9 protein-coding genes are annotated in these 20,008 nt (G+C 64.0%); 6 read left to right on the forward strand and 3 right to left on the reverse strand.

What is annotated here, in order from left to right; genetic code table 11:
* The first annotated feature begins 2 nt into the window (after positions 1-2).
* Positions 3-743: a 2-amino-4-hydroxy-6-hydroxymethyldihydropteridine diphosphokinase gene (locus EMO90_RS07180; RefSeq protein ID WP_150353615.1), complete on the forward strand. Its 741-nt coding sequence runs from the start codon at positions 3-5 to the stop codon at positions 741-743.
* Positions 740-1,285, forward strand: coding sequence for a DUF3180 domain-containing protein (locus EMO90_RS07185; RefSeq protein ID WP_150353614.1), 546 nt, complete (start codon positions 740-742; stop codon positions 1,283-1,285). The genes EMO90_RS07180 and EMO90_RS07185 overlap by 4 nt, the downstream gene beginning before the upstream one ends.
* Before the next feature lie 289 nt (positions 1,286-1,574).
* Here the strand turns inward: EMO90_RS07185 and EMO90_RS07190 are convergent, their stop codons facing one another.
* The 3 genes from EMO90_RS07190 to EMO90_RS07200 form a co-directional block, all read right to left on the reverse strand.
* On the reverse strand, positions 1,575-2,498 hold the full coding sequence (locus tag EMO90_RS07190; RefSeq protein WP_150353613.1) for an acyl-CoA thioesterase: 924 nt from the start codon (positions 2,496-2,498) through the stop codon (positions 1,575-1,577).
* Between the two features lie 207 nt (positions 2,499-2,705).
* Positions 2,706-3,812, reverse strand: coding sequence for a LacI family DNA-binding transcriptional regulator (locus tag EMO90_RS07195; protein WP_150353612.1), 1,107 nt, complete (start codon positions 3,810-3,812; stop codon positions 2,706-2,708).
* Positions 3,813-3,938: 126 nt separating this feature from the next.
* Positions 3,939-6,212 (reverse strand): glycoside hydrolase family 31 protein, encoded by a 2,274-nt coding sequence (locus EMO90_RS07200; RefSeq protein ID WP_150353611.1) that lies wholly within the window; start codon positions 6,210-6,212, stop codon positions 3,939-3,941.
* A gap of 318 nt (positions 6,213-6,530) precedes the next feature.
* On the opposite strand from EMO90_RS07200, the gene EMO90_RS07205 reads away from it, so the two are divergent.
* The 4 genes from EMO90_RS07205 to EMO90_RS07220 all read left to right on the forward strand — a co-directional run bounded on the left by EMO90_RS07205 (position 6,531) and on the right by EMO90_RS07220 (position 19,554).
* Positions 6,531-7,850 (forward strand): MFS transporter, encoded by a 1,320-nt coding sequence (locus EMO90_RS07205; protein ID WP_223849694.1) that lies wholly within the window; start codon positions 6,531-6,533, stop codon positions 7,848-7,850.
* A gap of 680 nt (positions 7,851-8,530) precedes the next feature.
* The gene (locus EMO90_RS07210; RefSeq protein WP_150353661.1) at positions 8,531-9,895 is read left to right on the forward strand and encodes a glycoside hydrolase family 27 protein; all 1,365 of its coding nucleotides are present in this window, start codon (positions 8,531-8,533) and stop codon (positions 9,893-9,895) included.
* Positions 9,896-9,970: 75 nt separating this feature from the next.
* Complete coding sequence (locus EMO90_RS07215; RefSeq protein WP_223849692.1) at positions 9,971-12,334, forward strand: alpha-galactosidase; 2,364 nt, start codon at positions 9,971-9,973, stop codon at positions 12,332-12,334.
* A 1,451-nt stretch (positions 12,335-13,785) separates the two neighbouring features.
* Positions 13,786-19,554, forward strand: coding sequence for a family 43 glycosylhydrolase (locus tag EMO90_RS07220; protein WP_190971961.1), 5,769 nt, complete (start codon positions 13,786-13,788; stop codon positions 19,552-19,554).
* Positions 19,555-20,008: the final 454 nt, after the last annotated feature.

Here is a 20,008-nt window from a genome sequence, read left to right on the forward strand (position 1 = left end):
CGATGGCGAACGCAACGAATGACGCGCATGACGGCCGCGACGGCCTCGGTGGGTTTGGCGGCCTCGGTGGGCTGCGGGCACAGGTCACGCTGACCGTGCCTGCAGCCCTTGCGGCCCGGCTCGCATCCGGCGCGCATGTGGACGTGATCGTGCATGGGGAGGACGGATTCGCCGCGCTGCTGACCGGGGTCGATGCCGATGTGACGATCGTGAACGAGGACGGGACCGCGGTGAACCCGTCCGATTCCGCCGTCCCGGCCGCCCCGGCCGTGCCGCGCAAGGCGATCATCTCCATGGAAAGCACCGAGCCGGACGCCGAACGCATGTTCCGCGAGGCCGTGGTGACCCTTGACGGCCTCCCCGGCGTGGAGATCACCGGCATCTCGCCGCTGTACAGCGTCACGAACTTCGATGGGCCCGACGCCTTCACCGCGGTGGTCACCGTGAGCTCCAAGCTCGATCCGAAGGCGTTGCTGGGCATGCTGGAGACCATCGAATCGGCGCATGACGACAGGCTCGACTTGGACATCGTGGACTATGAGGGCGTCACCAGCGACGATCCGGGGCTCATGATCCCCTGGCCTTCCGCCACCCAGCGCGCGGCCATACTTTCGCCGTTGCTGGACATGGATGAGGATGCTCACATCGGCAAGGAGCCGGTGTCCTTCCTGCTCGCCATGGCGAACGATGCGCCGCGCGTGGGCATGATCTCCTCCAACTGGATACTTGGGGGAAGCGTATGAGCGCGCGCCGCACGCCGTGGTGGCATTATGCGGTCGGAATCGTGATGGGCCTGATCTGCGGCGCCGCGCTGGTGAAGATCGGCGAGTCCAGCGAATTCAGCCTGATCGGCGCGCCCTGGATCGTGCCGATCGTGCTGGCCATTCTGGGCGTCGTGGTGTTCGCGATGGCGTATCAGGTCCATCAGGTGGTCAAGGGCAAGCGCAAGTACATCAACCCGGCGGTGTCCGTGTATGCGCTGGTGCTGTCCAAGGCGCTGGGGCTGGCCGCCGCGGCCCTGCTCGGATGGTATATGGGCCAGCTGTTGATGAGCCTCGGCCATGCCGACGCCCCCTTCTACACCCAGGCCATGGTGGAGTGCGGCGTGAGCGCCGTGGTCTGCCTCGCGGACATGATCGTGGGCATTGTGGGGGAGTGGTTCTGCCAGCTGCCTCCGAACGAGGGGCCGGAGCATCCCAAGGCCAAGGCGGCCGAACGGCAGCGCAAGTTGGCTGCCGCGTCGCCGGCCTCGGCTTCCGCTTCCGCCGAGTCGGTGCGGGAATAGCCCCCTGCCGTCATCCTTGATTGCGAAAGCCGTGTTGCCAGCATCCTGCGCGCGGCGGAAGTTCACGTCATCCCGAGCGAGCGCAAAGCCTTTCCCGCGTCATCCTGAGCGCAGCGCGCAGCGCGAAGTCGAAGGATCCTTCATTTGTGCGTCAAGTTAAGGATCCTTCGCTTCGCTCAGGATGACGGTGTGGGAGTCCCGCTCGGGGATGACGGTGTGGGAGTCCCGCTCAGGAATGACGAGGAACGGGCTTCTGTCATCCTGAGCGAAGCGATAGTTTCCCCCTATCTCACTCCTTCGGCGGGTTGGGCACGCGGATCATGGCCTCCTGGGCCATGGCCGCGACCAGCTCGCCGTTCTGCGAGTAGACCTTCGCGGTGGCCAGTCCGCGGCCGTGGGCGGCGGTGGGCGTGTCCTGCACGTAGAGGTGCCATTCGCTCACATCGATGTCGCGGTACCACCACATGGAGTGGTCGATCGTGGCGTAGGAGATGCCCGGCGTCATGAAGCTCAGGCCGGATCGGCGCACGATTGGCTCCATCATGATCTGATCGCATCCCAGCGCCAGAATCGCGCGGTTCATGGTTTGCGAGACGTCAACCGTGCCGTCCGTGCGCATCCACACCATCTGCTTGCCGGAACGATGCTGAGGGTCCGCGGAGGATGTCTTGTCGGAGCCCAGCATCACCGTGGACGTGACGTGGCGGATGTCGAACGGCGACTGCTTGGCGTAGTAGTTGGCGAACGGGGACTTGTCCGCGAAGGGGGTCATGAGCTCCTTCGCGCTGGTCAGGCTCTCCGGATCCGGCACGTCTTCGGGCATCGGATCGGCGAACTCCACACCCTGCTGGCCCTTGGTCTGGAAGCTGGCGATGGCGGTGAGGATCGCCCCTTCCGCCTGCGTGGCGTTCACGCGGCGTGCGGAGAAGGAACGGCCGTCGCGCAGGGTCTCCACATCGAACAGCACGTCCTGGTGGATGTCCCCCGCGGAGATGAAGTAGCCGTGGATGGAATGGGGCAGTCGGCCGGACGGCACGGTTTTCGCGGCCGCGATGACGCTCTGGGCGATCACCTGACCGCCATACACGCGCCCTGTGGGGAAGTAGAGGCTCTCGCCGTTGATGTACGTGTGGTTGCGGTATTGCGACGGCTCGCCGAGCTCCAGCACGCTCACCAGATGCTCCAGCGGTGTGATGGTTTTCGTCTGCGCCATGTGCGGACCTCGTTTTCTGTGTATGCGATTCAATTGTGTTGTTTTTTACCCGGATGCCACTTTTGTGAAGTGACGATCGCGTATCTGAAAAGAAGTCTACCGACCGGTCGTAAAAAACCGCTAAGCGCTATGTAACGAGTTCATGAGCAAGGTGAACGGCAGGTTTCCTCACATGCCGGTTGCAATCGCAGCCGGCACGCGGGCCGGTCAGCGTTCGGCGCTGCCGCGGGGGACGATCGCATATCCCACGGTGTGGGTGCGTGGGGGCATGGCTGCGGGGGCTTCGGAGGTCCTCGCTCCGGTCCGTGCGCCGGTCCTTCTGTTGGGCGTGGCCTCGATGCGCTCGATGAGCAGATCGAGGCACGTGCTCGCCACCTCGCGCGCGTCGATGCGCACGCTGGTGAGCCCTGGCGTGGTGTAGAGGCCGTCGCGCACGCCGTCGAAGCCGATCACGGCCACATCCTGCGGCACGCGCACGCCATGGTCGGTCAGGGCCTTGAGCGCGCCGATCGCGATCGGATCGTTGAGGCAGAACACGCCGTCGAAATCGGGGCGGCCGCCTTGGGGAACGCCATCCAGCAACCGGGACATCAGCGCGTGCCCGGTCTCGCGTCCCCAACCACAGGGCACGACGGTCGACTCATCGTATGGCAGGCCCAGATCGGCCAGGGCCCGGGCCGCGCCCAGCAGACGGCGTGTGGCGGACGAATTGGCCTCCGAAGTTCCCCCCGCGCGGCCCAACAGAGCGTCCATTGGGCGGAATGGTGCGCCCAGGATGATGATTCGCCTGCACCCGTGCGCCGCCAGATGGCGGATGGCCGCCTCCCCGCCCGCCTCGCACGGCGTGAAGACGCCGTCGATGCGCCCCTCCACATCGAACCCGTCGTACGCCACCACCGGACGGACACGAGCGATCGACTCCATCTCGGCTGGCTCGATGCGCGGCCAGCACACGATCATGCCGTCGCACACCTGCGCGCTGGCGCTCGCCAGCATGGTCCGCTCGTGTTCGCTGGAGAAACGGGTCTGCTGGACCAGCGTCTGGTATCCGCGCTCATAGGCCAGATCGGACACCTGCGCGGCCAGATCGGCGGGGAAGATCAGATCGATGTCCGCCAAGGTCAGGCCGATCACATGCGTGCGGCCGCGGCTCAACTGCCGGGCCGCAAGATTCGGCTGGTATCCGAGTTCCTTGGCGGCGGCGAGCACGCGGGCGGCGGTGGCCGGTCGCACGACGCTTTTGCCGTGCAGGGCGTTCGACGCGGTCATGCGCGAGACGCCGGCGCGTTGCGCCACATCGTCCAAGGTGATCATGCGGCCTCCAATATATAGGTGTGTCGTCTTGATCGTAATGCATGGCGAACCATTCGGGGCCGATCGTCATGCGGTCGGTCGGCCCCGGATGGCTCTTTGCCGGTACTTGCGGTCTGTCCCAGATCGTCAGATCAGGCCGGCCAGTCCGTGATCGCGGCCATCGCGGGCGAAGACCGGAACCACATCGATCGGCGCGTTCACGTTGACGGTCTGGCCACCCTTGTAAGCGATTCCATCGTGCAGATTCGTCCACGTCACCGATTCATTTCCGGGCAAATACACGGAACGGGAACGTGCGCCCGCCTCGACCACCGGAGCGACCAGCAGATCGGGACCGAACAGGTATTCGTCGGCCACGTTCGCCGCCGCCTCGTCGTCCGGGAATTCGTAGAACAGGCCGCGCACCAGCGGCTGGCCGTCCTCATGAGCCTGGTCGAACAGGGAACGGGTGTACGGGCGCATCGTCTCGCGCAGACGGATGTACTTGACCATCGCGCGCTCCACGTCCTTGCCGAAGCTCCATGGCTCGTTGCTGTCGCCGGTATGCACATGGGTGTACTCGTTGCCGCGCCGGTCCTTGATCTGCTGCGGGTTTGGGCCTCGGTCGCCGTGGTTGCGCATCACCGGGCAGAAGCAGGCGAACTGGCACCAGCGCACGAACAGCTCCTTGAACTCCGGGGTGGTGATGTTGCCGCCCGCGAAGCCGCCCATGTCCGTGGTGAACCAGGGGATGCCGGCCGCGCCCATGTGGATCGCGCAGGTGATCTGCGCCTTGAGGTCGTTGAAGGTGGAGTGCACGTCGCCGCTCCACACCAGCGTGCCGTAGCGCTGGGAGCCGGCCCATGCGGCGCGCGAAAGGTTGACGGTGTTGTCCTTGCGGCCGATCGACAGCTGGCCGTCGTAGAACGTCTTGTTGTACAGGGACGGGTACACGTTGCCCACCTTGCCCACCGGGCCGATGTGGAACAGGTAGTGCGCGTAGTCGTAGTCGCCGCCCCACTCTGGTTCGGCCTCGTCCAGCCAGAAGGCGTCCACGCCCTGGTCGGTGTAGTTGCGCTTGATCTTCCCCCACACCCATGCGCGGGCCTCGGGGTTGGTGGCGTCGAAGAACTGGCTGTCGCGTGGCCACCACATGCCCACGTCCTTGCCGGTGCGGGTCTTGGCGAGGAAGTTGCGGCGCTTCATCTCGTCGTAGTTCTCCGACTTGAGATCGATCTGCGGCCATACGGAGACCATGAGCCTGATGCCCATCTCGTGCAGTTCGGCCGTCATGGCCTTCACGTCGGGCCAGAACTCCTTGTCGAAGCGGAAGTCGCCCATGAGCGGCCAATGGAAGAAGTCGATCACGATCACGTCGATCGGGATGTTGCGCTCCTTGAAGCCGCGCGCCACTTCGAGCAGCTGCTCCTGGTTCCAATAGCGCAGCTTGCACTGCCAGAAGCCCAGGCCCCATTCGGGCATGACGGGCGCGTGGCCGGTCGCGTCCGCGTACTGGCGTTCGATCTGCGCGGGGGTGCTGCCGGCGGTGATCCAATAATCGATCTGGTCGCTGAAATCGGCCTGCCATTCGGTGCGGTTCGCGGCGAACGTGGCATGGCCCACGGACGGGTTGTGCCACAGGAAGCCGTAGCCGGCCGAGGAGATGACGAAGGGGACGGAGACCTGCGAGTTGCGGTGGGCGAGCTCGAGCGTGGAGCCCTTGAGGTCCAGCACCTGCTGCTGGTATTCGCCCATGCCGTACAGGTGTTCGCCGGCCGGGGGCTCGAAGCTGGCGATCGGGGCTTCGCCGCCGGAGGGCAGGGGCCTGTGGTTGCGCGCTCGCAGACGCAGTGCGCCGCCGCCGGGCGCTTCGCGTAGCAGGACCTTGCCGTCCTTGTTGAGGAAGGTGATGCGCATGTGGTCCTTGTTCCATCCGAAAACCTCAAGACGCGCGGTGATGTCCCCGTTGGTGAGGGTGGCGGTCATGGCATTGGGATCGACGGCGATGCTGGGCCGGGGCGGCTCGGCGGTGCGGACGGTGCTGTTAGCGGTGTTGGTGCCGTTGGCGGCGTTCGCGGCGATTTCGGCGGGAGGCAGCAGTGCCCAGTCGGTGTCCAGCGGGCGCTGCATCAAGCGGGAGCGCACGCGCACGCTGTTGGGGCCCCATGCCTCGACGCGCACGTATTCGCCGTCGCCGGTCCATTCGATGGCCGTGCCGTTCGGATCAACGTGGAAGATCTGGGCGGCGATGGCTTCGTTGGTGGCGGGTGCCGGCCCGTTGGCGGCGCCGGCGTTCTCGACGCTCACGTCGGCGAGGGCGGGTTTAGCGGCGTGCTCTGAGGCGGGCTTGACGGTGGGCGCGGCGGTTTCGGACTGCCCCGGGTGGTTGTTCTGTGAGGGTTGGGTGGATTGCTTGGTCATTGGGGCTCCTTGGGGTGCTCTGGTTGGTGCGGGTGTCTTGTGCAGGCGGTGTGGTTGGTGCCAAGCTTGCAGATTTCGCCGCAATTGTAGCGCTATAATTATAGCGCTACAAATCGGGTGTGGTCATCTTGCGAGTCACGAAACGCGCAATCGAGTTGTCGGCGGTGGCTGGCTGTTGCCGGCATTTGTCTCCGCTGGATGTGAAACAATTCACATTCTGCATCCGTGGAGCCCAAGTTGTGACGTTTTCGTCCGCGTCGAACTTGGCGCAGTGCTAATCTTCCCCGTTGGGTTAACGTTAACCAAGGAGGAAGAGCAATGAGCACTCAAACCATGCCCGCAGCTGCGGATGCGCGGTCCGCTTCGAAGTCCGCGGAACCGGTTTCCCCGCAGACGGAACCGTCGTCCAGCGTGACCAACGAACAGCAGCCGAAGCTGCCCTACGTTCTGTGCGCCGGCTTGTTTCTGGGCCCGTTGACGTGGATGGGTCCGGTGGGTGCCGGCCGCAACGTCCTGACGCCGCAGATCTTCAGCAACATCGACCCGGCGGGCAAGGTCGCCGCGGTCGCGCTGCTGTCGTCGTTCGTCTCGCTCGCGGGCCTGATTGCCAACTTCGTGTTCGGTGCGCTGTCCGACGTGACGCGCACCCGTTGGGGCAAGCGCAAGCCGTACATCGTCGGCGGACTGGTCATCCAGGCGCTGCTGTTCGTCTTCATCGCCAATGCCGCCACGATCCCCATGATCATCGCCGGCTGGGTGTGCGTCGCGGTGGCGGAGAACGCCGTCGCGGCCTCCATGGTGGCCCAGCAGTCCGACCGCATCGCGCCCCGCTGGCGCGGCACCGCCTCCATGTGCTGGGGCGTGGGCTGGACCTGCTGCCAGGTCATCACGATCATCGCCTCCCAGTTCCTGGGCAATCCCCAGGCCGGCATGTACCTGCTCGCCGGAATCTCGCTGGTGCTTGGCCTGGCGCATGTGATCCTGATGAACGAGAAGTCCAACCTCGATGAACCGCGCATGCAGATCGATCCGAATTCGCTGCTGAGTCACTTCTTCCTGCCCATGCACGGCGCCCGCGACTACTATCTGGCGCTCGCCGGCAAGCTGCTCATGGTGGTGGGCGGCACCTGCGTGGGCCTGTACCAGCTGTACATCTTCACCGACTACATCCACCTCGACCTCAACTCCACCAAGCTCGCCGTGTCCACCATGACCTCCATCTCGCTGGTCACGGGCATCGTGTTCGGTGTGATCGCCGGCCCACTCGCGGACAAGTTCGGCCGGCTTAAGGCGCCTGTGGCCATCTCCGTGATCTTCATCGGCGTCGCCGCGGTCTTCCCGTACTTCTTCCCGTATGCCTGGGCCATGTATGTGTTCGGCATCATCTCCGGCATCGCCAATGGCGTGTACAACTCGATCGACGGCGCGCTGAATCTGGCCGTGCTGCCGAACAAGGACACCGCCGGCAAGGATCTGGGCATCATCAACTTCGCGAACACGCTGTCCCAGATCATTGGCACGGCCATCGCCGGCGGCATCATCACGCTGTTCGGCACGTACCGCGCGGTGTTCCCGGCGTCCTTCCTGATCTCGCTCATGGGCGCGTGCCTGTTCTTCATGATCAAGAAGGTCAAGTAGCGGATTTCATAGCCGCACGCACGGGTGCGGCAGGGACGCGGCCGGATATTTTCGATTCGTGTGGTGGTTTTTCGTGGCGATGCCGGATATCGGCGCGTCATTCTGCCGAAATGACGGTGGCTTATATGGGTGGCTTATATGGGTGGAACGTGGAAAACCGCCACACGAATCGAAAGTATGCCGAAAATATGACGGAATGCGGTACGTTTGGGAGGCGCTTCGGCGTCATGCGGGATGCTGGGGTTGGTCTGCGCCGGTTTTTCTACGTACTGCATGGCCCGTGGTGGCTCGGATTACGTGCCGGATTGTGTGTGAGGGGTCCGATGGCGCCAATCCCGATTGACATTTCCGAGTTATGCATGCCGGAACGGCCGCATCCGCGACGTCCATGGCGTTATTCCGCCGAAAATCCGCGGGTTGTATACGGCCACGGCGTCCTTGGTCATGCACAACTCGTCAAGTACATGACGTTGGTCATCGCGCGGCCGGCGTGTCTTGGAAAGTACAACGTTAAACTAAAGAGCGTTGATAGTTGTAACGATTCAACCATTGGATGTCGCCATTCAGTGCAATAGGCTTTAATTCAGGATCAGGCTGGTGTTCGGCTTGATCTTCGTTCACGGAGGAACGCAATGACCACTTCCGCCAATACCGCAGCCCCCAAGGCATGGCGCCCGCCCATGGGCTGGAACAGCTGGGATTCCTACGGCACCACCGTCACCGAGGACGAGGTCCTCGCCAATGCGCGCACCATGGCCGCCGAGCTCAAGCCGGCCGGCTGGGACACGCTTGTGGTGGATATCGCCTGGTACGATCCAACCGCCCGCGCCCACGGCTACAACGCGAACGCCCCGCTGGTGCTCGACGAGTACGGCCGCCAGCTGCCCGACCCGGTCCGGTTTCCCTCCGCGGCCGGAGGCAAGGGCTTCGGCCCCCTCGCCGAGAAGGTCCACGAGCTTGGCCTCAAGTTCGGCATCCACGTGATGCGCGGCATCCCGCGCATCGCCGTCGACAAGGATCTGCCGGTGTACGGCACCGAGTACACCGCCAAGCAGGTGGCCGATCTGGATCACGTGTGCCGCTGGAACCCGGACAATTACGGTCTCAACCAGTCCCACCCGGGCGCGCAGGCTTGGTACGACGCCCAGCTCGACCAGTTCGCGCAGTGGGGCGTCGACTACCTCAAGGTGGACGACATGCAGACGCCGTTCTACTCCGAGGAGATCCATGCCTACCATCTGGCCATCGAGAAGGCCGAGCGCAAGTACGGCCATCCCATGGTCCTGTCCCTGTCTCCCGGCGGATGGGTTGCCACTACGCACGTGGACTTCCTGCGCAACAATGCCGAGCTGTGGCGCATCTCCGACGATCTGTGGGACAAGTGGCTGGACATCTACGCCCAGTTCGCCCGCCTCGCCCGCTGGGCCCCGTTGCAGACCAACGGCCACTGGGCCGACGCCGACATGCTTCCGCTGGGGCACATTGGCCTGCGGGCCGAGCGCGGCGACGACCGCCAGAGCAAGCTCACCGCCGACGAGCAGCGCACGATCCTCGCACTGTGGGCCATGGGCCGCTCCCCGCTCATGGTTGGCGGCGATCTGCCGACCAGTACGCCCGAGACCCTGAAGCTCCTCGCCAATCCCGCCCTGCGCGAGGTCACCGCGGGCAGCGCGAACAACGGGGAGATCGTGCGCGAGCGGATCAACCGCCACTGGTCGGACGATGCCAGCTATCTGGGCGATTACATCGTGTGGAAGGCCGATGCCGCCGACTGGGCCGATGGCACCGCATCCGCGCATGCCGGCGGCCATTACGCGGCCCTGTTCTGGACCGGCGACGAGCCGCGCGAGTGCGAGCTGGCGCTGCAAAGCGTGGTCGGGATCGACGCGCGCAACGAGCCGTGGACGCTCACTGATCTGTGGGGCGATGGCGGCGTGGCGGAGGCTGGCTCCGACGTGCGCATCGAGGGCGAGGGCTCCGATCGCGTGGTCAAGGCCACCGTGCCCGGCCATGGCGTGGTCTGGATCGCCTTGGATCGGCGCTGACGAACCGCGCTGACAATCCGCGCTGACGATCCACACGGATCGAACGTAACAAAACATGTCGAGTAGGGAGTCGCTGTGACCGGTCTGATCGTCGTCCATGAGGCGGAATCGCCCGCCAACCCTCAATTCCATCTGCGCAACGGCAAGGTGAGCATGATCCTTGGCGTGGCCGCGGGCAAGCTCGTCAATCTGTACACCGGCGCGCCGCTGCCCGATCGGAGCGACTTCGGATACCTGCTCGAGGACCGCTTCCGCGTGCTGGCCACCGTGCGCCGGGATGACGATTCGCGCTACGTGGAGTTCCTGCGTCAGGAGTTTCCCGAATACGGTCGCGGCGACTTCCGCCTGCCCGCCATTTCGGTTGCGCAGCCTAACGGGTCGCGCATCACCGATCTGGCGTATGCAGGGTACCGCGTGGTCGATGGCAAGCCGGAGCTGGATGGTCTGCCGTCCACGTATGCGAATGAGGGGGCTGCCGGACGGAGCGACGAGGGTCTTGCCGACGCGCAGACCCTTCTCGTGGACCTTGCGGATGATCCGACCGGTCTCACGGTCACACTCGCCTACACCATCTTCCGCGACGAGCCGGTGATCGCCCGCAGCGCCGTGATCCGCAACGGGGGCCGCGAGCCGCTCGATCTTGAGCGGGTCATGAGCCTGAATCTCGATCTGCCGGATCGCAACTGGACCATGACCGAATTCATGGGCGCCTGGGCCCGGGAACGCCGGCCGTACAGCCAGCCGCTGCACCCCGGCGTGCAGGGCGTCGGCTCACTGCGTGGCGCGAGCAGCCCGTTCGCCAACCCCTCGGCCATCTTCGCGCGTCCCAACACCGATGAGGACCAAGGCGAGGCGTTCGGCGTCGCGTTCGTCTACTCCGGCAACTTCGACCTGCACGCGGAGGTGGACACCTTCGATGCCACCCGCATCCAGCTGGGCATCAACGATTTCGGCTTCACGTGGCGGCTCGAACCGGGCGAATCGTTCCAAGCGCCGGAAGCGTTGCTGGCCTATTCGAGCAACGGCCTGAACGCCCTGAGCCACGCCTTCCACAACATCGTGCGCGGCAATCTGGCGCGCGGTCCGTGGAAGGGCCGTGAGCGCCCGGTGCTTATCAACAACTGGGAGGCCACGTACTTCGACTTCACCGAGGACAAGCTCCTCGCCCTCGCGCGCACGGCCTGGAAGGCCGGCATCGAACTGTTCGTGCTGGACGACGGCTGGTTCGGCAAGGGGCCGCATGCCCGCGTGACCGACAACGCCGGCCTTGGCGACTGGACGCCCAACCCGGACAGGCTGCCGGACGGCATAGCCGGCATAGCGCGGAAGGTCAACGAACTGGGCATGCGGTTCGGCCTGTGGTTCGAGCCGGAAATGGTCAACAAGGCGTCCGATCTGTACACCGAGCATCCAGACTGGGTGCTGGCCACCCCCGGCCGCGGCATGTCCGTATACCGGCACCAGTACGTGCTCAACTTCGCGAATCCTGCCGTGGTGAACAACATCTACAGCCAACTGCACACGCTGCTGTCCGGCGCGAACATCGCCTACATCAAGTGGGACATGAACCGCTTCATCACCGAGGCCTTCGACGCCACGCGCGGTGCCGAACGGCAGGGCGAGGTTCTGCACCGCTACATTCTGGGCGTGTACGAGCTCTACCGCCGACTGCTCGCCGCGTTCCCCGAACTCATCATCGAGGGATGCTCGTCCGGCGGCGCGCGGTTCGATCTGGGCATTCTGGCGTACTCCCCGCAAATCTGGACCAGCGACGACACCGACGCCGTGGAGCGTTTGGGCGTGCAGTGGGGGACCAGCTACATCTACCCGGTCGAGGCGATGGGCGCGCACGTGTCGATCACCCCGAACCACCAGACCGGTCGGTCTGAGCCGATCGACACCCGTGCGAATGTGGCCATGTTCGGCACATTCGGTTACGAGATGGATCTGAATCGGACATCCGCCGAGGATCTGGAGGCGATCCGCTCGCAGGTCGCGTTCTTCAAGCGCTTCGGCCCGCTGATCCATTGGGGTGATTTCTACCGTCTGCGCTCGCCGTTCGCGCCCGATCGCCGTTCCGCCGCCTGGATGACGGTGGCGCGCGACGGTTCCGAGGCGCTGGTGGCCGATTTCACGATCCTCATGCAGCCGAACCGCCCCAACACGCGGTTGGCTCTGCGCGGACTCGACCCGGCGGCCCTGTACGAGGTGCGCACGGTGGATGCCGGCGCATGGGATTGGGCGGGCGCTTCTGGGACTTCCGGGCCGTCGGGGGTCGATGGCGGTGCGTCCGATGTCGATTCCGGCGATGGCGGTGCGGAGTCTGGCGAGGGGGCGGTGGTCCGCTCCGGCGCCGAGCTCATGCGCATCGGCCTGAACGACACCGATCTGGGCGGCCGCGACTTCGCCTCGAGGCTGTACCTGATCACACGGCTGTAGTTCGCGGCTGGCGGGGCAATATATCCCGGCATTCCGGCGCTGAGCTGTGGCGTGGTCTCTCTCATCCTGAGCGAGTGAGGAGGGCCATCTACGTCATCCTGAGCGAAGCCCGTTAGGACGGAGTCGAAGGATCCTTAATTTCCCGCACTAATCGGAACCACGACTAAGTGCGTAATGGCCAAGGATCCTTCGGCTCCACTTCGTTCCGCTCAGGATGACGTTGGTGGTCTCTCGCTGTGCTCGCTCCGCACCATCCCGCCCCGCAAACTGGGCAAATGTGGACGCTTGATTTGCAGACTGGGCAGATCCGGTCTTCTGCGGCCGGTTTTCGGCCTCAAGATGGCAGGATCTGCCCAGTTTGTGCGGCGGGAGGCCTGATCTGCCCAGTTTGCGGCGCAATCGGGCGCGAACTGGGCATGGACTGGGCAGATTGGGCGCGAGACGGGCATGAACTGGGCATGAACTGGGCAGATCGTGCCGATTTTGAGGATTCGGCGTGACATGGTGTGTGACCGGGGCGTGACCCGGAGTGCGGTGTGACCGGGTGTGTGACATGGTGTGGGCGCGCCCGGTCACGGGGTGTTGGAATCGTTGGAATAAAGCCATTTTGAAATCCCTGTGACCGGCAATGGGCACACCATGTCACACGCCGTGTCACAGCGCACGCCTCGTCACAGCGCACACCCGGTCACAACGCACCCAGGTGCTCGACATGATGGCCATCAACGTCATCCTGAGCGAGTGGTGGAGAGTCGTCTACGTCATCCTGAGCACTGAGCCGTTAAGCGGACAGCCCGGTGGGCTGTCCGTAGGCAAGCCGAGCCGTGGGGCGAACGCCGGCGGCGTTCGTAGGCGAGGGCGAACGACAGTGAGCAAATAATGCTGCGGCCGTAGGCCGTCCGTGATTGCGGTCGAGCAGCCGCCGCCAAGGCGGTGACGGTGCGGCGTAGCCGGACACCGACAGGGCGCAGTCGAAGGATCCTTAACTTCCCGCACTAATTGGAGCTACGACTAAGTGCGTAATGGCCAAGGATCCTTCGGCTCCACTTCGTTCCGCTCAGGATGACGAGGGTCTGTCCGCTTTATGGTTCAGTGCTCAGGATGACGAGGGGCTGTCCGCTTTACGGCTCAGCGCTCAGATGACGGCACCCGTTCCTCGCAGGATGGCGGAGCGCTACGCATGGAGGACGCGATTTGGATATGAGCAGCCTACAAAAGGCAGCGCTTTCGCCGACGATTTTACTGTTCCGTGAATTACCCTGAATGCAAGGTTATCGTTAACTCACATGATGATGTCAGTCGGTGAATGGCGATATCCAACTCATCTGCAACGCAGCTTCCTCAGCGAAGAGAACAGGAGCATCATGCACAGATTCGGCACAACGAGAAAGGCAAAGGGCATTCCTCGCGTCGTCGCCGCCCTTGCCACATCAGTCGCCATGCTGGCCTCAATGGGTCTTTCCGGATCGGCTGCACTCGCCGCCAGTCCGACCATTCAGGACGATCAAAGCGCCCAAGCCGTCGCGACCGGCACCGATGTGACCGCCCACATCGCCACCTACTATGGCCAGTCGCCCAAGTTGCCGGCCGAAATCGACGGTCAGAAGGTCACGTGGGATGATTCCTTCACGCAGGGCGACACCTACAACGATCTGTGGAGCACGGTCACTGCGACCGGAACCACCGCGGACGGTGGCAAGGCCACCGCAACCGTGGATGTGGTTACCGAAGGCGTCACGTACTTCATTGACGCCGGCACCGGCAAGGACTGGGAGAGCAACGCCTCCCAGGCGCGCAAGAACATCGTCTCCGGGACATGGCAGGCCATTAAGGCGCTCGCCGGAGATCAGCTGCTCAACGCCGACTCCGACCAGTTCTACGTCGCCGCGGATAACGATACCTGGGGTCATGAGCAGGGCACCCGCGCCAGCGACAAGCGCCCGAGCCCGGACCAGATCCCCTTCGGCGTGACCGTGGAGAATGGCGATACCGTGTCCGGAAAGTACGACATGGGCATGACCTCGCTGGACCGAAACAACTTCACCTACTACTTCACGCTCGACGCCGGCACCTACACGCTGACCACCGGCATCCGCGAGCTGTACGACGGCAACCACGGCCGTACGATCTCCCAGAAGGTCACCGATGCCAAGACCGGCGCCGAGCTGCTCACGCTGGATGATGTGCGCCTGTCTCCGCGCGGCGGCAATGCTAAGGCCAAGGATGCGGCCCCGGTGGTCTCCTCCGGCAGCTTCACGCTCAAGGAAAAGACGCTGGTCAAGGTCGCATTCCCGCGTGGCCCCGACGTGGGCGGCCAATCCAACGAGAACGGTGTGATCAGCTGGCTGGCGGTCGCCAAGGGCGAAAACCCCGATCCGATCCTCAACAAGGCCGAGCTGCGCACCGCGGTCAAGGAGGCCAAGGCGATCCAGTCCGACGGCAAAACCTATGCCGCGCACAGCACCGCGATCCTCGATGCCGCCGTGAGTGAAGCGGACAAGATCCTCAACGACAACGAAGGCAAGTACAACCAGGACCAGATCAACTGGCAGGTGCGCATGGTCAACGCGGGCATCGAAACGATGACCGTTCAGGATCTCAACACCTCCCGCTACAGCACCGTGCAGGTGGGCGATACCTGGCTGGATACCGAAGGCGCTGCAATTCAGGCGCACGGCGGCGGCTTCCTGCAGCAGACCGACGCCGACGGCAAGCCCATCTACTACTGGGTGGGCGAGGACAAGACGCACAACTCCGCCAACTACAACGGCATCGCGCTCTACTCCTCCAAGGATCTGGTCAACTGGACCTTCCGCAACCTGATCCTCAAGTACAACAACGACATTCCCGGTCTGAACCAGAACAAGATCGAGCGCCCGAAGCTCATCTACAACGCCAATACCAAGACCTATGTGCTCTGGGGACACTGGGAGGGCTACGACAGCTATGCCTCCTCGCAGATCGCCGTGGCCACCAGCAAGACCGTCGACGGCGACTACGAGTTCCTGGGCCATTGGCGCCCGGGCGCGGACGCCGATCACCGCAACTGGCGTCAGGAACGCGGTGAGTACTTCTTCGAGGACGACCACAGGACCATCAACCCCGATGATCTGGCCGACACCGCCACATGGGGCACCGGTTCGCGCGACATGACCCTGTTCGTGGACGACGACGGCACCGCCTACATGATTTCCGCGCAGGACGGCTCCCGCATGCGCATCTACGAGCTTAACGCGGATTACACCGATGTGGCGTTCAACGCCGACGGCACCCCGAAGATGACCTACCTGATGTTCGATGGCGGCCGCCGCGAGGCTCCGGCCCTTTCGAAGATCGATGGCAAGTACTACATCATCACCTCCGGCCAGTCCGGCTGGCTGCCGAATGAGGCCCGCTACTCGTACACCACGAACCTCAAGGACCCCAACGGTTGGAAGCTCACAGAGGATGGCAGGAGCCCGTTCGCCGCGATCGGCAACAACTCCACGTTCTACAGCCAGCCCACCAACATCATGCAGGTCAACGGCTCCAAGGGCACCACGCTGGTCTATATGGGCGATCGCTGGAATCCGTCCGCGCTGCGCGACTCCACCTATGTGTGGCTGCCGCTGACGGAGACCGGCAATGCGGACAACCCGCTGGCCATGGACTACCAGACCGATTGGTCGCTCAACACCGAAACCGGCGAGGTGGTCACTTCCGGTTCCCAGCTGCTCTCGCAGGGCGAAGGCGTGACGACTTCCTCCTCCGCCGCTGTCACCGACAAGGACGGATTCAAGCTCGAATACGCGAACGATGGCGATTGGACCACGTACTTCCGCGGCTTCGACGAGGATGGCTCCACCGTCACCATGCCATTCACCTACACGGTCGATCTGGGCAAGGTCGCGGACATCAGCCGCATCGATCTGTCCACCAGGCTCGTCAACGGCTCTGAGACCTACTACCAGTACACGATCGAAACCAGCCTCAACAATACCAACTGGACGAAGGTCGTGGATGAAAGCGACAACACCACGGTCGGTTTCATGAGCCACAAGTTGACTGGCCAGGCGCGCTATGTGCGTCTCAACGTGACCAAGGTGGCCAAGCAGAAGGACAACCAGGGTGCCGGATGGGCGTCCGGCATTCAGGAGTTCCAGGTGTGGGGCAAGCCGTCCGAGGGTGGTGCGGTCACCCCGACCGCGGGCAAGGATCTGACCGCGCAGACATACAAGGTGGCAGGTTTCGATCCGGTCAACCGCGTGCAGCTGCACTGGGCCACCGATCCGGCCGCCACCTCCTACAAGGTGTTCCGCTCCGAATCCGCGGACATGCGCGATCCGGTGGAGGCCAAGTCCTTCGACGGTGCCGCCTCCAGCTGGGATGACAACCTGCCGGCGCAGGACAAGACCTACTACTATCAGGTCAAGGGCTATCTTGATGGCAAGGTCGTTTCCGAAAGCGTGATCGCCAAGGCCGTCACGTGGGCCAAGCTGCCCGAAGGCGCCAAGGCGTTCGACAACAACACCGGCACCGGTGCGGTCGATTCGAACGACGGGGGCATCGTCGTGGACGGCGTCAGGTACCAGTACCTGATCAGCGGCAACAACGATGACGCGGCCAAGAATGGCTACGTGGTCAAGGAACAGAAGTCCACCGACGGTGGCAAGACATGGTCCGACTCCGGCGTGGTCGTCACCCAGTCCGACGCGACGGACGGCGCGCTTGATGACTACAAGTTCGAAGCCGTGAGCACCGTGTACAACAAGGCGAAGAACAAGGTGGTCATCTGGGCGCACTACGAGAAGCGCTCCGGCTACGCCACCGGCGCCCTGTTCGAGGCCGATGTCACCCCGGGCAAGGCGGCAGACACCAAGCATTACGGTGGGCTGGTCTTCCCGAACGGGTATCAGGCGCGCGACAAGTCCGTCTTCGTGGACGACGACAACACCGCGTATCTCGTCACCGCCAGCAACCTGCCCGGCGAGCCGTCGAACCGGCACATCGTGATCAGCAAGCTCAACGCCGACTGGACCGCCGTGGAACCGGTGGGCGACAACGGCTATGTGGCCAAGCTCACCGCCAGCGGATCACGAGAGGCCCCGGCCCTCATCAAGGCTGACGGCTGGTACTACCTGTTCACCTCCGCGAACGCCGGATGGCTGCCCTCCGCGGGCGGCTACAACTCCGCCAAGACCCTTGACGGCGAGTGGAGTGAGCTGCGCCAGGTGGGTGAGGGATCGTCCTTCTCCACCCAGCAGAACGGTGCCGCCTTCTGGCAGGGTTCAGCCGCCACGGGGGCGACCGTCTCCGGCAACCGCTGGTGGCGTTCCGACGGCACTGCCGGCTGGCGCATCACACCGCTCGCGCTGAGCAATGGTTATGCGGCTTCCGAATACTACCGAACCATCTACACCGACGCGACCACCGGTCAGGTGATCCCCGAGCGCGATGGCGTGGTGCTCTCGGAAGGCCGGGCTGCCACGCTCAACGGCGCGGACGCCTCCGCCACCACCGACGGTGACTATCAGACCGTTACCGCCAATACGGATGCGGATCTCGCCAAGCGCTGGCCCGCAACCTGGCAGGTCGATCTGGGTGAGTCGCGCAACCTCACCGGCATCGAGATCTCGTCGTACATCATGAACGGCTCCGAAGGCTGGTACCCCTACACGGTGTACGGCAGCAACGACGGCGCCAAGTTCGACGTGATCCTGGACAAGACCGGCAAGCCCGCGGCCAACAACAAGGCCGATTACGGCTTCACCGCCGAAACGATTGCCGGCAACTACCGGTACGTGAAGGTGGTGTTCGGCGCCCCCTACACCCAGAACAACTGGGACAAGGGTCAGCAGACCTGGTACCGCGCCCAGTTCGCGGAAATCAAGGTGCTCGGCACCGATGGCCTGACCCCGCCCAAGCCGGACAAGACCGCGCTGAAGGCCGAAGTCGAGGCTGATGCCGATCTGCGTGCGACTGACTACACCGCCGCTACGTGGACGCCGTTCGAATCCGCTCTCAAGGCCGCCGAGGCCGTGCTCGCCGACGACAATGCCACCGCCGAGCAGGTGCGATCCGCGCTTGATGCGCTGGTTGCCGCCCGCAAGGCATTGGTGAGGGTGGGCGACGCCGAAACGCAGGAGAAGCTGCAGCAGCAGGTCGATGAGGCCAGCAAGCTGGCCGAGTCCGATTACACGCCCGACTCTTGGAAGGCCTTTGCGGAGGCTCTCAAGGCAGCCAAGGACATGTTGGCCCGCGGCGATGCCTCCGCTCAGGAGATCCAGGATGCGTCAGCCGCGCTCGCGGATGCCCAGAGCAAGCTGGTGGAGCGCGCGGACAAGGCCGATCTGCAGGCTGCGGTGGATGATGCCAATGAACTGGCGGAATCGGCCGAGGATTACACCTCCGAGTCGTGGGCCGCTGCGGCCACCGCGCTTGACGAGGCGAACAAGGTGCTCGACGATCCGAATACCACTCAGGACGCCGTGGATGCGGCGCTGAACAAGCTCAATGCCGCGATCAAGGCGCTGGTGAGGCGCCCGACCGGTGGCTCCGGTTCGGACTCCGGCTCCACCGGCCCGTCCGTCTCCTACCTGCGCGTGCAGTTCGACTCGCGCGGCGGCTCGGCCGTGACCACGCGCATCGTGGAACCCGGCACCGCCGTGGACGCGCCCGCCGAACCCACCCGCGACGGGTATGCGTTCTACCGGTGGACCACGGACGAGGCCGGCGCGAAACCGTACGACTTCACGCAGCCGGTCACGTCCTCGTTCACGCTGTACGCCCAGTGGCGCGTGCCGGTGTATCGCCTGTACAACCCGTACATGACCGCCGGATCGTCCCACCTGTACACCACCAACCCTGTGGAGTACGAGTTCCTCAAGACCCAGGGATGGAATCAGGAGGGCGTGTCCTTCCTGAGCGTGGGCAAGGATGCGACGGGTGCCAAGCCGGTCTGGCGTCTGTACAACCAGTACGATGGTTCGCATCACTACACCATGAACGAGCAAGAGTACGACTATCTGAAGACCCGGGGTTGGACCCAGGAAGGAATCGGTTGGTACGCGATCGATCCCGAATCCGAGTTTGCGCCGCTGGCATCCAAGGATGTCTACCGTCTGTACAACCAGTACACCGGAGAGCACCTGTTCACGCTGAATGAGCAGGAGCGCGACTACCTGCCCACTCAGGGTTGGACCTATGAGGGCGTCGCCTTCAAGGCCGATGCGGTGAAGTAGGTCGCATTCCGTCATCCTGAGCGAAGCGTAGTCTCATTCCGTCATCCTGAGCGAAGCGGAGCGCAGTCGAAGGATCCTTCGGCTCCACTTCGTTCCGCTCAGGATGACGTTTAAAGAGTCTTCGCACGCGCTCCGCACCATTCCGCCCGCAAACTGGGCAAATGCGGACGCTGGATTTGCGGACTGGGCAGAGCTGGGCAGATCGTGCCGGTTCCGGAATTCAACGTGACATGGTGTGTGACCGAGTGTGTGACCCGGCGTGCGTTGTGACCGGGGGTGTGACATGGTGTGGGCGCGCCCGGTCACGGGGTGTCGGAATCGTTGGAATAAAGCCATTTTGAAATCCCTGTGACCGGGAATGGGCACGCCATGTCACACGCCGTGTCACAGCGCACACCTCGTCACACCCACCCAAGCGCTCGACATGATGGCCATCAACGTCATCCTGAGCGAA

The sequence above is a fragment of the Bifidobacterium vespertilionis genome (assembly GCF_008698145.1).
In the GTDB taxonomy this organism is placed as follows: Bacteria; Actinomycetota; Actinomycetes; order Actinomycetales; family Bifidobacteriaceae; genus Bifidobacterium; species Bifidobacterium vespertilionis.

What these genes read in the sequence shown, in the direction of transcription:
- EMO90_RS07185 (WP_150353614.1), top strand. Translation starts at nt 740, where the DNA reads ATGAGCGCGCGCCGCACGCCGTGGTGGCATTATGCGGTCGGAATCGTG.
- EMO90_RS07205 (WP_223849694.1), top strand. Translation starts at nt 6,531, where the DNA reads ATGAGCACTCAAACCATGCCCGCAGCTGCGGATGCGCGGTCCGCTTCG.
- EMO90_RS07190 (WP_150353613.1), bottom strand. Translation starts at nt 2,498, where the DNA reads ATGGCGCAGACGAAAACCATCACACCGCTGGAGCATCTGGTGAGCGTG.
- EMO90_RS07195 (WP_150353612.1), bottom strand. Translation starts at nt 3,812, where the DNA reads ATGATCACCTTGGACGATGTGGCGCAACGCGCCGGCGTCTCGCGCATG.
- EMO90_RS07210 (WP_150353661.1), top strand. Translation starts at nt 8,531, where the DNA reads ATGGGCTGGAACAGCTGGGATTCCTACGGCACCACCGTCACCGAGGAC.
- EMO90_RS07220 (WP_190971961.1), top strand. Translation starts at nt 13,786, where the DNA reads ATGGGTCTTTCCGGATCGGCTGCACTCGCCGCCAGTCCGACCATTCAG.
- EMO90_RS07200 (WP_150353611.1), bottom strand. Translation starts at nt 6,212, where the DNA reads ATGACCAAGCAATCCACCCAACCCTCACAGAACAACCACCCGGGGCAG.
- EMO90_RS07180 (WP_150353615.1), top strand. Translation starts at nt 3, where the DNA reads ATGGCGAACGCAACGAATGACGCGCATGACGGCCGCGACGGCCTCGGT.